The organism is Pseudoxanthomonas spadix BD-a59, from assembly GCF_000233915.3.
Taxonomy (GTDB): domain Bacteria; phylum Pseudomonadota; class Gammaproteobacteria; order Xanthomonadales; family Xanthomonadaceae; genus Pseudoxanthomonas_A; species Pseudoxanthomonas_A spadix.
The window spans coordinates 1086325-1099602 of sequence record NC_016147.2; the positions used below are offsets into that span (position 1 = coordinate 1086325).

Genomic DNA, 13278 nt, shown 5'->3' on the forward strand with positions numbered 1-13278 from the left:
GCACGCCAGCGACAGACTGTACAAGTGGTCACGGATTCTACGAAAAATGACGGTCCATTCCCCCTGCGATGCGCTGCTGGTCGGCGGCGGCCACAACGGCCTGGTGTGCGCGGCCTACCTGGCCCGGGCGGGCCTGAAGGTCACCGTGCTGGAACGGCGCAGCGTGGTCGGCGGCGCGGCGGTGACCGAACAATTCCATCCGGGCTTCCGCAATTCGGTCGCCTCCTACACCGTCTCGCTGCTGCAGCCCAGGGTGATCGACGAGCTGGACCTGCGCGGCCATGGCCTGCGCATCGTCCAGCGCCGGCGCGACAACTTCCTGCCGCTGCCCGATGGCCGCTACCTGCTGACCGGCGCCGGCCAGACCGCCGCGCAGGTGGCCAGGTTCTCCACCCGTGATGCACAGGCCTTGCCCGCCTACCAGGCACGCCTTGAAGCCATCGCCGAGGTGCTGCGCGCGCTGGCCCTGCAGCCGCCGCCGAACATCACCAGCGACGGCTGGTGGAAGGCCCTGCCCGAGCTGCTGCGCGGCGCCGGGCTCGGCCGCCGGCTGCTGGCCCTGGACCAGACCCTGCGCCAGGAGCTGCTGGACCTGTTCACCATCTCCGCGGCCGAGTACCTGGACCGCTGGTTCGAGAGCGCGCCGGTCAAGGCACTGTTCGGCTTCGACGGCGTGGTCGGAAACTACGCCAGTCCGTACACGCCGGGCAGCGCCTACGTGCTGCTGCACCACGTGTTCGGCCAGGTCGACGGGGTCAAGGGCGCCTGGGGCCACGCGATCGGCGGCATGGGTGCGATCACCCAGGCGATGGCTGCCTCCGCGCGCGCGGCCGGCGCCACGATCCGCACCGATGCCGGCGTGGATCAGGTGCTGGTCGAAGGCGGCCGCGCGGTCGGCGTGCGCCTGCATACCGGCGAAATCCTGCGCGCGCGCAGCGTGGTGGCCAACGTCAATCCCAAGCTGCTCTACCAGCGCCTGCTGCGCGCCGAACACGTGCCGCCGGCCACTGCCGAACGCATGGCGCACTGGCGCTGCGGCTCGGGCACCTTCCGCATGAACGTGGCGCTGGACCGGCTGCCCTCGTTCACCGCGCTGCCGGGCGAGGGCGACCACCTCACCGCCGGCATCATCCTGGCGCCGTCGCTGGATTACATGGATCGCGCCTACCTGGATGCCAGGGCACACGGCTGGTCGCGCGCGCCGATCGTCGAGCTGCTGATTCCCTCGACCCTGGACGATTCGCTCGCGCCGGCCGGCAAACACGTCGCCAGCCTGTTCTGCCAGCACGTCGCGCCGGAACTGCCCAACGGCCGCAGCTGGGACGATCACCGCGAGCACGTGGCCGACCTGATGATCGCCACGGTCGAGCGCTACGCCCCGGGTTTTGCTGCATCGGTGCTGGGCCGGCAGATCAACAGTCCACTGGACCTGGAGCGCGATTTCGGCCTGGTCGGCGGCGACATCTTCCACGGCGCGCTCTCGCTCAACCAGTTGTTCAGCGCGCGCCCGGCGCTGGGCCAGGCGGGCTATCGCGGGGCGATCCCGGGCCTTTACCTGTGTGGCTCGGGCACCCATCCCGGTGGTGGGGTGACCGGCGCGCCAGGCCACAATGCCGCACAGGTGGTCATTTCGGATCTGCGATGAGGGCGCGCAGCCGGCGAGGGTGGTCTATCCAGATTCCCGAGCCGCCGGTTATTGCTCCGGCGGATCCGAGTCGATCACCTGCAGGTGAGCGCCGGTGGTCTGCGGCAGCACGCTGGCGTCGGTGGCCACCAGCACCGTGCCGGGCTGGACCAGCGGCAGCACCAGCGCCTTGAAGCCGTCCGGAATCACGACCTGGTTGGCTTCCTCGGCCGGCAACGCGGCGCCGGCCTCGTCCTCGCGCCCGGGCACGCCGATGGCGATCCAGGACGGCATGTGTTGGCCAGCGTCGACTGCGCCGGTCGCGGGCGGGTCATCGCCGGCCGCGACGATGTAGGCATGGGTGCCGGTACGCGGGGTCGGACTGTTCAGGGCGATCCGGGTGCGGCCGATCTCGATGCCATTGCGGTAGACGAACAGGATCCGGTCGCTGCGGCTGAGCACGATGGAGACCGGGCCGTCCGGCGCCCGCTCCGGTTCCCAGCGCCAGGCGCGGCCGTCTTCCAGCAGCGGGATGTCCAGGTCCTTGCCGGTGGTTGGATCGATCGGACTGAGTGCGCCGGGATGGACCAGCGCCGGCGGCGTCTTGCCTTCCTCGGACACCACCACGGTCATGCCCAGGTTGGAGGCCGCGAACAGTTTTTCCGCAAACGCACTGGGCAGGTGCACGCAACCGTGCGATTCGGGATAGCCGGGCAGGCCGCCGGCATGCAGCGCCACGCCGCCCCAGGTCAGCCGCTGCTGGTAGGGCATGGCCGCGTTGTTGTACAGGTTGGAACGGTGGTCCTTGTCCTTTTGCAGGATGGTGAACACCCCGGTGGGCGTCTCGTAGCCGGCCTTGCCGCTGCTGATCGTGGTCCAGGCCATCAGGATGCCGTTGCGGTACACGTAGGCGCGCTGTTCGGTCAGGCTGACGATCACCGCCATCGGCCCGGCGTTTCCGATGCTGCTGCCAGCCCAGACCCATTGGCCAGGCTTGAGCATGGCAGGGGGCGTGTCAACCGGGCTGGACTGCCTGTCGCCCCAGAACGGCACTGCCGCCAGGGCCTGCGGCACCAGGCACAGCAGCAGCGTGGACAGCAGCAAGGCGAAGCGATGGCGCATCGGGCCTCCATGGCCAGGACGGGTCGGTACAAGGCAGGCCGAGTCCCAAGTGCGCCGAAGCCCCCTCGCCCTCGCGCCACGGCCCTTGCCTGCTTCTGGCCCCCTCCCTCCCCTTCGCGATGCGAAGGGGAGGGGGCAGTGCCGGGCACCCATCCCAACCTCAAGCTTCAGCGCCGCGGCCTTGATGGGGTGATCCTCAGCGCGTGGCAAGGGCCTTGCCCGGGTCCGGGCGCCCGTGCAGGCGCGCCATCGCGCACTGGGCCAGCGAGGAGCGGGTCAGCCAGGCCTGCTGCGGCGAATATGAAAACACGAACTGGCCGTCCTTCATCACCTCGATGATCGGCCTGGCCATGGCCGCGCGCAGCGCCGGGCAGCCCCAGCTGCGGCCCAGCCGGCCCATCTTCCTGCCGCTGTCGGCGTTCACGTAGGGTGCGCCGTGCATGACGATGGCGCGGCGCATCGCGGCATCGTTGAAGCCACGCTCCAGGCCCTGCATGCGCAGCGAATACCCGTTCTTGCCCTGGTAGGTGTCGCGCGTATAGAACAGGCCCAGGCTGGAGGCGTGGGTGCCGTCCTCGTTGGAAAAGCGGTCGGGCACATCGCCCCCCGAGCCCTGGCCGTGGGCGACCAGCTCCTTGTAGAGCAGCTTGCGCTGGGCCAGGTCGAACACCCACAACCGCGGGGTCAGCGAGGAACGGCTGTAGTCGATCACCGCCAGCCGCCGCGCATCAACCCCGGTGCCGTGGGCCTGCGCGCATTGCATCGCCGACAGGCCCAGCGCCAGCACCTGCGGATCGGCATCGGGCGCCAGCTGCGACAGGTCAGGCAGGCCATCGGGCGAAGTGCCACCGCTTTGGCCGGCAGGCCTGTCCGGGGCCGGCTTGCGGCCGATGTCCGGGGCGGCACTGACTTGCGGCGAGCGCGCCGCGACCGGGGTGCTGGCCAGGGCGGCCAGCGCGAACATCAGGAGAGGCTTCATGGCGCGATTCTAGGGCGTGTCGCCGATCCCTTTATGAATCAGGCAGTTGAATCGGACATGGTTCCCCGGCCTCAATCTGCCGCCGCTTCGGCCCGCAGTTGTTGTTCGCGCGCGCGGCCCAGGTAGGTGCGGATCGCGTGGCGCATCAGGTACAGCAGCGGGATCATCGCCACCGCCGCCAGCATCTTGTAGCCGTAGTTGACCGTGCTGATCGCCAGGAACCGCGGCGTGGACCAGTGCTGCGGGCCGAGCACGAAGGCGATGTAGATCACCACGAAACTGTCCACCAGCTGGGACACGGCGGTCGACCCGGTGGCGCGCAGCCAGACGTATTTCTCGCCGGTGACATTGCGGATGCGGTGGAACACCGACACGTCGATCAGCTGGCCCAGCAGGAACGCCACGATCGAGCCACCGATGGACCACATGCCCTGGCCGAAGATCGCCGCGAACGCGGCCTGGTAGTCAGGCACGCCCTGGCTGGCGGCTGCGCCCACCCACCAGCCGGCCGGCGCGGTCTTGATCGCCAGGAACGCGAACAGGAACCCGTACACGATCAGGGCCACGGCCACCCAGGAGATGAAACGCACGCCGCGACGGCCGAAGAACTCGTTGATGGTGTCGGTCAGCACGAACACGAATGGCCACAGCAGCGTGCCGACGGTGAAGCTCAGCGAGCCATTCTCGCCAAACAGGTTCCACTGCAGCGGCGCGATGCCCAGGGTGTCTTCCAGGGCAAAGATCTTGACCCCGATGAATTCGGCCAGCACCGCGTTGACGCACAGAAACGCCGCCAGCGCGATGAACAGCCGCACCGCGCGGTCGTCCAGGGTGCGCGGCCCCACGCTCATGCGCGACGATCGCCGCTGCGGGTGAACGGCATCGCGTCCGGCGCCACCGCGCCGCCGGAGATGATGAAGCTCATCGCCTGGTCCACGCTCCAGTCGGTCGGCGTCAGCAGTTCCACCGGGACGATTTCCAGGTAGCCGGAGGTCGGGTTGGGCGTGGTCGGCACGTACACGGCGGCCAGCTCGCGCCCGGTGCCCTGTTCGCGCATCACCCGGGTGACCAGCCCGACCGACTTCATGTCCCGGTGCGGGAAGTCGATCAGGACCACGCGCTGGGTGCTGCCCGGCTTGGTCTGCAGGATGTCCAGCAACTGGCGCGCGCTGGTGTAGATGGTGCTGGCCAGCGGCACCCGGCGAATCAGCGATTCGAACCAGCGCAGCAGGGTCTGCCCGACCACGCGCCGGGTCAGGAAGCCCACCAGCACGATCACCAGCAGGGTGGCAACCAGCGCGATCACGTTCTGGATCCACACGCCGGTGAACCACGGCGCCGCACCCGGGAAATCCTGCGCGATCTGCCGCGAGATCGGTTCGACCAGGGGCTTGCTGACATCGGACAGCAGCACGAAGACGAACTTGACCACCACCCAGGTCAGCCAGATCGGCAACAGGGTGAGCAGGCCGGTCAGGAACAGGCCCTGCAGGGAAGGGTGCGGCGTGGCGGGGTTGGACATGGCGCGCATTGTAGCGGTGGTGCCGCAACGTCCGCGGCCGCGGTCCAGTGGGTCGGTGCCGACGATGATCTTCTCGGCAGGCCTGCGCCCGGTCCTGGTGAAGTGCCAGGCGAACCATCTGCCACAGGCGCTGGATTGGCGCCGGTGACCCTGCCGCAGCTCGCGCACGCCGACCGGTCAGGTCGGGAATCCGGACATATCCGGGTCGAATGAAGACGCTCGGCGATGCGGGCATGGGGCGTTGCATCGACCGGTGTTGATGTTGCTCCTGAAACGATCGGCAGCTTGAAGGATGTATTGTTCCACCATCGCTTGACAGCGCTTCACGCTTGGGTTTCATTAGCCGCCCATGTCGCACCTGCCCACCCCCTTCGCCGCCTGCACCGCGTCCATCGCGGGCCCTGGCCTGGGCGTGCCCGGCACCACGACCATTACCACCACCCGGGGTCTTCGGGTGTGGTCGGCCGTGCAAGCGTAAGTTTTTCGCAACCACCGCCCCGCACCCGGATCAGGATGCGGGAGCCCCCACATCCTGATGCGCGCGAGGCCCTCCCAACCCTGAGGTCCCCATGTCGTCGCCTGCAGCACACGCCCAACCGCTGAAAACCGTCGCCCACAAGTTCGGCGGCACCTCCGTGGCCGATGCCACCCGCTATCGCCACGTGGCCGACCTGCTGCTGGCGCGCGAGGAAGACCAACAGATCACCGTGGTCTCGGCGATGAAGGGGGTCACCGATGCGCTGATCGACCTGGCCGGGCGCGCGGCCGGCAACCTGGAGGACTGGCGCGAGCGCTGGCACGAACTGCGCGCCCGCCATCGCGGCGCGGCCGTGGCCCTGCTGGGCGAGCATTCGGGCCCGACCGTGGAATGGCTGGATGCCCAGTTCGACATGCTGGCCGAGGTGTTGCAGGCGCTGTCGGTGATCGGCGAACTGCCGCGCGAGGTGCTCGAGCGCGTGCAGGGCCTGGGCGAGGTGTATTCGGCCAGGCTGCTCGGCGATCACCTGCGCAGCCGCGGCGAGGATTGCGCGGTGCTGGATGCGCGCGAGGTGCTGGTGGTGGACCGCAACGACCTGGGCGTGGACGTGGACTGGGAGCTCAGCGCCCAGCGCCTGCGCCAGTGGCGCGCGGCCAACCCGGCCAGGCGGGTGGTGGTCACCGGCTTCGTCGCCCGCGATCGCGGCAACCGCATCACCACCCTGGGCCGCAATGGCAGCGATTACTCCGGTGCGATCTTTGCCGCCTTGTTCGACGCGGTGGAACTGCACATCTGGACCGACGTCGATGGCGTGCTCTCGGCCGATCCGCGGGTGGTGCCCGAAGCGGTGCAGCTGGAATCGCTCAGCTACGACGAAGCCTGCGAGCTGGCCTACTTCGGCGCCAAGGTCGTGCATCCACAGACCATGTCGCCGGCGATCGAGCGCGGCCTGCCGATCATCATCCGCAACACCTTCCAGCCCGACCATCCGGGCACGCGCATCACCGCGCGCAGGGACACCTCCGGCCCGGTCAAGGGCCTGACCCTGTCGCCGGACCTGGCCGTGCTCAACCTGGAAGGCACCGGCCTGATCGGCGTGCCGGGCACGGCCGAGCGGGTGTTCGCCGCGCTGCGCGATGCACGCGTGTCGGTGGTGATGATCTCGCAGGGCTCGTCCGAGCATTCGATCTGCTGCGTGGTCAAGTCCGCCGATGCGGTCCGTGGGCGCGCTGCGCTGCTGACCGCCTTTGCGCACGAGCTGTCCATCGCCCAGATCCAGCGCGTGCAGCTCACCGACGGGGTGAGCGTGCTGGCCGCGGTCGGCGACGGCATGGCCGGCATGCCGGGCGTGGCCGCGCGCCTGTTCGAATCGCTGGGCCGGGCGCGGGTCAACATCCTGGCCATCGCCCAGGGCTCGTCCGAGCGCAACATCTCGGTGGCCATTGCCAGCAGCGACGCGACCAAGGCGCTGCGCGCGGCGCATGCCGGTTTCTGGCTGTCGCCGCAGACCTTCGCGGTGGGCGTGATCGGGCCGGGCAACGTCGGCCGCGCGCTGCTGGAGCAGCTGCGTGCCGCCCAGCCGCAACTGCTGGCCAAGGCCAACGTGGACCTGCGCCTGCGCGCGATCGCCTCGTCCCGGCGCATGCTGCTGGCCGAGCGCAGCATCGAGGGCGACTGGAAGGTGCCCTTCGAACAGGCCAGCCAGGCGCTGGACCTGGACCGCTTCACCGAGCACCTGCTGGCCTCGCATCTGCCGCACACGGTGATCGTGGACTGCTCGGCCAGCCCGGCCGTGGCCGACCGCTACGCGCAGTGGCTGGCCGCGGGCATCCACGTGGTCACGCCCAACAAGCAGGCTGGCGCCGGCCCGCTGGCGCGCTACCAGGCCATCACCGAGGCCGCTGCCGCCAGTGGCGCGCGCTTCCGCTACGAAGCCACCGTCGGCGCCGGCCTGCCGGTGATCAACACGTTGCGCGACCTGGTCGATACCGGCGATGTGGTGACCAGCATCGAGGGCATCTTCTCCGGCACCCTGGCCTGGCTGTTCAACAAGTTCGACGGCAGCGTGCCGTTCTCCGAACTGGTCGCCCAGGCCCGCGCAATGGGCTACACCGAGCCCGATCCGCGCGAGGACCTGTCCGGCACCGACGTGGCCCGCAAGCTGGTGATCCTGGCGCGCGAGATCGGCAGGACCCTCTCGCTGGAAGAGGTGCAGGTGGAAAGCCTGGTGCCCGAGGGCCTGCGCCAGGCCAGCGTCGAGGACTTCATGGCGCGCCTGGGGCAAGTGGACGCAGTGTTCGCCAAGCGCCTGTCCGATGCGCGCGCCTCGGGCAACGTGCTGCGCTATGTCGGGCGCCTGCACGAAGGCGGCGCCAGCGTCGGCCTGGTGGAACTGCCGGCCGACCACGCCTTCGCCAGGCTGCGGCTGACCGACAACATCGTGCAGTTCAACACGCGCCGCTATTGCGCCAATCCGCTGATCGTGCAGGGCCCGGGCGCCGGCCCGGAAGTCACCGCGGCCGGCGTGTTCGCCGACCTGCTGCGGGTGGCGGCCGGGCAGGGGGCGCGGCTGTGAAGGGTCAGGCACGTGCGTTCGCGCCGGCCTCGGTCGGCAACGTCGGCGTCGGTTTCGACATCCTGGGCCACGTGATCGAAGGGCCGGGCGACACGGTCACCGTGCGCCGCATCGACGCGCCGACGGTACGCATTGCCGCGATCGGCGGCACCACCGTCGACCTGCCGCTGGATGCGCCGTCCAATACCGCCGGCGCGGCGCTGATCGCCATGCGCCAAGCACTCGCGCTGCCGTTCGGTTTCGAGGTCGAGATCGACAAGGGCATTGCGCTGGGCTCGGGCATGGGCGGCTCGGCGGCCTCCTGTGTGGCCGCGCTGGTGGCGGCCAATGCGCTGCTGGAGGCGCCGCTGTCGCGCCAGGCGCTGTATCCGTTCGCGCTGGTCGGCGAAGCGGTCGCCAGCGGCGGCAAGCATGGCGACAACCTGGGGCCGATGCTGCTGGGCGGCCTGGTGCTGGCCACCGCCGAGCACCTGGTCCGGGTGCCGGTGCCGCATGCCTGGCACAGCCTGCTGGTGCATCCGGAGGCGATTCTGGAAACCCGCCGCGCCCGTGCCGCGCTGGCCGGCACCTATGCGCTGAACGAGTTCGTCGCCCAGAGCGCCAACCTGGCGCTGGTGCTGGCCGGTTGCCATGCCGGCGATGCCGCGCTGGTCCGTGCCGGCCTGAAGGACGTGCTGGTCGAACCGCGCCGGGCGCCGCTGATCGTGGGCTTCGAGGCGGCCAAGGCGGCGATGCTGGCCGGCGGGGCGATGGGCGCCAGCATTTCCGGCGCCGGCCCGAGCATCTTCGGCTGGTTCGAGCAGCGCGCCTGCGCCGAAGCGGCTGCACCTGCGGTGCAGGCCGCGTTCAAGGCGGCAGGCTTGCAGTCGCAGGCCTGGGTCTCGCGCATCGCCGCGCCGGGCGCGCAGGTGCTGTGATCTGCGCTTTTGTGGGAGCCGCTTCAGCGGTCAAGGCGCTTTTGCGGGCTCAAGGCCTGCAGCAGCAGAGCCCCGTTCGCCGCTGTAGCGACTCCCACAAAGCGCATTTTTCAACTGGCCGGATCGAGCGCATTGCGCTGCGAGAGGGCCTGGCCTCACCGAGTCACTTTGGAATCTGTCCATGAACTTCATCTCCACCCGCAACGCCTCCCCCGCCGTCTCCCTGAGCGATGCCATCGCCGCCGGCCTTGCGCCCGATGGCGGCCTGTACGTGCCGCAGGCCATGCCGGACGCGCGCGAACTGCAGCCCGGCCATAGCCTGGCGCAGACCGCCGCCACGCTGCTGCAGCCGTTCCTTGCAGGCGACCGGCTGGAGAGCCAGCTCGCGGCGATCTGCGAAAGCGCGTTCGACTTTCCCGCGCCGCTGTTGCCGCTGGCCACGCCCGGTGACCAGGTGCTGGAGCTGTTCCACGGACCCACCGCGGCGTTCAAGGATTTCGGTGCGCGCTTTCTGGCGCAGTGCCTGACCCGCCTGCGCGGCGCCGATGCCAGGCCGCTGACGATCCTGGTGGCGACCTCCGGCGATACCGGCGCGGCGGTGGCGGCGGCCTTCCACCGGCAGCCGAACCTGCGCGTGGTGGTGCTGTATCCGGACGGCCGGGTGTCGCCGCGCCAGGCGCACCAGCTGGGCTGCTTCGGCGACAACATCACCGCGCTGCGCGTGGCCGGCTCGTTCGATGACTGCCAGGCGCTGGTCAAGCGCGCGCTGTCCGATGCGTCACTGCAGGCGCGGGCGCCGCTGAGTTCGGCCAACAGCATCAGCCTGGGCCGCCTGCTGCCGCAGATGAGCTATTACGCGCACGCCGCGCTGTGCCATCGCGCGCAGACCGGCAACACGCTGAACTTCGTCATTCCCACCGGCAACCTGGGCAATGCGATGGCCGCCATCCTGGCGCGCGCGCTGGGCGTGCCGATCGGCCGGATCGTGCTGGCCACCAACGCCAACCGGGTGCTGCCGGATTACTTCGCCGGCAAGGACTACGCACCGCAGCCCAGCGTGGCCACGATCGCCAATGCCATGGACGTGGGCGCGCCGAGCAACTTCGAGCGCCTGCGCTGGCTCTACCACGGCGATGATGCGGCGCTGCGTGCGGCCTTCACCGCGGCCAGCGTCGAGGACGATGCGATCGGCCTGCTGATCGCGCGCCGCCATCGCCACTTTGGCGAGGTGTTCTGCCCGCACACGGCCACCGCAGTCAAGGTCCTGGAAGACCTGCGCAACCAGGGCGTGGAGGGCGACTGGGCGGTGGCGGCCACCGCCCACCCGGCCAAGTTCGAAGGCGTGGTCGAGCCGCTGGTGGGCGCGGTACCCGTGCCGCCGGCGCTGAACGCGCTGCTGCAGCGCCCGGCGCATGCCGATCCGATCGAGCCGGACTACCAGGCCCTGGTCCAGCACATCCTGGCCACGCCGGCCGGCTGATCCGGCTTGGCCGGCGGGCTTGTGGCGCTGGCCCGCTGACCGGATCGGCACGGGCCTGCTCTATCATCGCCGCCTGCGCAAACCCGCGTGCAAGGTCGTCCATCCGTCGTGCCCCTCAATTTCCGCTTGTTCGCCGGGCTGCGGCCGGCCTTGTTCGCCCTGCTGTTGGCCTTGCAGCCAGGCCTTTGCGCCATGGCCCAGAGCGGGCCGCCCGAGCCCGGCTCGGACGCGAGCATCGATGCCATCGAGACGGCGCTGGACAAGCTGCAGGACCAGCAGGACCAGGCCGATACGCCCGAGGCCCTGCGCGCGCTCAGTGACAAGGTGGCCGAACAGCAGCACCAGGCAGAGACCCAGGTGCTGGCCCTGCAGCCGCAACTGGCGCAGATCGACGAGCGCCTCAAGCAGCTGGGCGAAGTGACACCGGGCACGGTCGAGCCGCCGGATATCCGTGCCGAGCGCAAACAGCTCAAAGCCAGTCGCGACCGTCTCGATGGCGCGATCAAGCGTGCGCGGCTGCTGGCGGTGGAAGCCCAGCAGCTGGGCGACACGATCGACAAGCTTCGCGGCCAGTTGCAGGCCCAGGAATTGTTTCGGCGCGCGCAATCCCCGCTGTCGATCAGCCTGTGGCGGCAGCTGGGCCAAGTGCTGCCTGGCGACCTGGCCCGGGTCCGCGCGCTGTGGGACCAGCAGCGCCAGGCCTTTGACGCTGCAGTGGCCAGACACGGCTGGGCGGCGCCGGCGGTTGGATTGGGTATTGCCGTTCTGTTGCTGCTGCCGGCGGCGATGTCGCTGCGCTGGTTTGGCCGGCGCTATCTGATCCAGCGAGCGCCCGGCAACCGGCTGCGACGTTCGGCCCTGGCAGTCTGGATGCTGCTGGTAGGTACCGCCACGCCGGCGCTTGCCGCCTGGGTGCTGGTGGAGTCGCTGCGCGGCATCGATGCCATTCCACGCTCGCTGCAGGCGCTGGCCTCCTCGATCGTGTTCGTCACTCTGGTTTCGGCGTTCATCGGCGCGGTGAGTTCGGCCCTGCTGCTGCCCCGACAGCCCTCGTGGCGCCTGCTGCCCTTTGATGACGCCACCGCCCTCAAGCTGGGCCGCTATGCATGGTTGACCTCAGTGGCGGCCTGGCTCAGCGGGGTGCTGGGCGCGGTCAATCTGGCCGCCCGCACCACGGAGGTCACCACGATGGCCCTGAACGGGCTGATCGCGTTGATCTTCGTGGTCCTGCTCATCGCCATGCTGGTCAGCCTGCTGCATTTGCAACGCGCGCCGGCGCTCGGCGCAGCGGCGGCCGGCCAGGACCCTGCCGCTGTGCCGCAGGTCGCGCCGCCACGCCGCTCCAGCGTGATGGTGCTGATCTCGCTGCTCGTGGAGATCATCATCGTCGCGGCGCTGGTGGCGGCGCTGCTTGGCTATGTCAATTTTGCCCGCCGTGCCACCACCCAGGTCATCTGGTCGGTGGTGGTGTGCGGTGCAGGCGGCCTGTTGATGATGTTCGCCGACGACCTGGCAAGGTGGATGTTCAAGCCCGACAGCCGCTTTGGCAGGGCGGCCAATGCAGCCCTGGGCCTGCGCGCCAGTCACATGGAACAGGCCGGGGTGCTGTTGTCGGCGGTGCTGCGGCTGTGGCTGGCGGTGGGGGTGATTGGCGCATTGCTGGTGCCTTACGGCGCCAACTTCTCGGGCATCGCCAATTGGATCGAGCAGGCGCGCCAGGGTTGGAAGGTCGCTGGTGTCCCGCTGGAGCCGCTGAAGATCCTCAAAGCCATCGTCGTGGTGGTGATCGGCATGGGACTGGTCAAGGCCTCCCAGCGCTGGCTCACCCAGACCTACCTGCCGCAGACCGAACTGGATACCAGTACCCGGGCCTCGGTCGCCGCAGTGATGCGCTACCTGGGCATCCTGGTGGTGGGCCTGTGGGCGCTGGTCACGCTGGGCTTGGACCTGGCCAAGCTGGCGCTGGTGGCCAGCGCCCTGTCGGTGGGCATCGGCTTTGGCCTGCAGGCGATCACCCAGAACTTCATCTCCGGCCTGATCCTGATGGCCGAGCGGCCGGTGAAGATCGGAGATTGGGTGCGGATCGGCGATGCCGAGGGCGATATCCGCCGCATCAACGTGCGCTCCACCGAGATCCAGGTCGGCGACAGGTCGACCCTGATCGTGCCCAACTCCGAGCTGATCACCAAGACCATCCGCAACATGACCATGGCCAACCCGCCGGGGCAGGTACAGGTGCAATTCTCGGTGCCACTGGACACCGATGTGGCGCGCGTCCGCGAACTGTTGCTGGGCCTGTATGCCGATCATCCCGGGGTGCTGGCCGAGCCGGCGCCGTCGGTGTTCATCGACTCGATCAAGGCCGGCGCGGTGACCATCAACAGTTTTGCGTACGTGCAAAGCCCGCGTGCGGTCTACGGGACGCGCAGCGACCTGTTCTTCGGCCTGCTCAAGGCGCTGGCCGAGGAGCACATCGCGCTGGCCATCGCGCAGGACGTGCGCATCATCGATGCCGGGTCCGATCCGGCGCGCGCGGCGACCGAACACGCCCGGCCCACAGGCGAGGGCGCGCCGGCCTGAA

The 13278-nt window shown here is 69.5% G+C and carries 9 protein-coding genes; 5 read left to right on the plus strand and 4 right to left on the minus strand.

The features are described from left to right. Window positions 1-46 precede the first annotated feature (46 nt). A complete protein-coding gene (locus DSC_RS04860; RefSeq protein ID WP_014160022.1) occupies window positions 47-1645 on the plus strand; it encodes a phytoene desaturase family protein in 1599 nt (532 codons plus the stop codon). Window positions 1646-1693: 48 nt separating this feature from the next. On the opposite strand, the gene DSC_RS04865 is transcribed toward DSC_RS04860, so the two are convergent. From DSC_RS04865 to DSC_RS04880, 4 genes are all read right to left on the minus strand, one after another. Beyond that, the gene (locus tag DSC_RS04865) at window positions 1694-2746 is read right to left on the minus strand and encodes a L,D-transpeptidase (protein ID WP_014160023.1); all 1053 of its coding nucleotides are present in this window, start codon (window positions 2744-2746) and stop codon (window positions 1694-1696) included. A 196-nt stretch (window positions 2747-2942) separates the two neighbouring features. After that, complete coding sequence (locus tag DSC_RS04870; protein ID WP_014160024.1) at window positions 2943-3710, minus strand: murein L,D-transpeptidase catalytic domain family protein; 768 nt, start codon at window positions 3708-3710, stop codon at window positions 2943-2945. 86 nt (window positions 3711-3796) lie between these two features. Then, entirely contained in the window at window positions 3797-4576 is a 780-nt protein-coding gene (locus DSC_RS04875; protein WP_014160025.1) for a queuosine precursor transporter, read from the minus strand. Beyond that, on the minus strand, window positions 4573-5247 hold the full coding sequence (locus DSC_RS04880; protein WP_014160026.1) for a DUF502 domain-containing protein: 675 nt from the start codon (window positions 5245-5247) through the stop codon (window positions 4573-4575). Before DSC_RS04880 ends, DSC_RS04875 begins: the two co-directional genes overlap by 4 nt. Before the next feature lie 569 nt (window positions 5248-5816). Between DSC_RS04880 and thrA the strand changes: the two genes are divergently transcribed. The 4 genes from thrA to DSC_RS04900 all read left to right on the plus strand — a co-directional run bounded on the left by thrA (window position 5817) and on the right by DSC_RS04900 (window position 13277). Next, window positions 5817-8300 (plus strand): bifunctional aspartate kinase/homoserine dehydrogenase I, encoded by a 2484-nt coding sequence (gene thrA / locus DSC_RS04885; protein ID WP_014160027.1) that lies wholly within the window; start codon window positions 5817-5819, stop codon window positions 8298-8300. Continuing rightward, entirely contained in the window at window positions 8297-9217 is a 921-nt protein-coding gene (locus tag DSC_RS04890) for a homoserine kinase (protein ID WP_014160028.1), read from the plus strand. Before thrA ends, DSC_RS04890 begins: the two co-directional genes overlap by 4 nt. A gap of 181 nt (window positions 9218-9398) precedes the next feature. After that, entirely contained in the window at window positions 9399-10697 is a 1299-nt protein-coding gene (gene thrC / locus DSC_RS04895; RefSeq protein ID WP_014160029.1) for a threonine synthase, read from the plus strand. Window positions 10698-10889: 192 nt separating this feature from the next. Beyond that, the gene (locus DSC_RS04900; RefSeq protein ID WP_043290970.1) at window positions 10890-13277 is read left to right on the plus strand and encodes a DUF3772 domain-containing protein; all 2388 of its coding nucleotides are present in this window, start codon (window positions 10890-10892) and stop codon (window positions 13275-13277) included. Window position 13278: the final 1 nt, after the last annotated feature.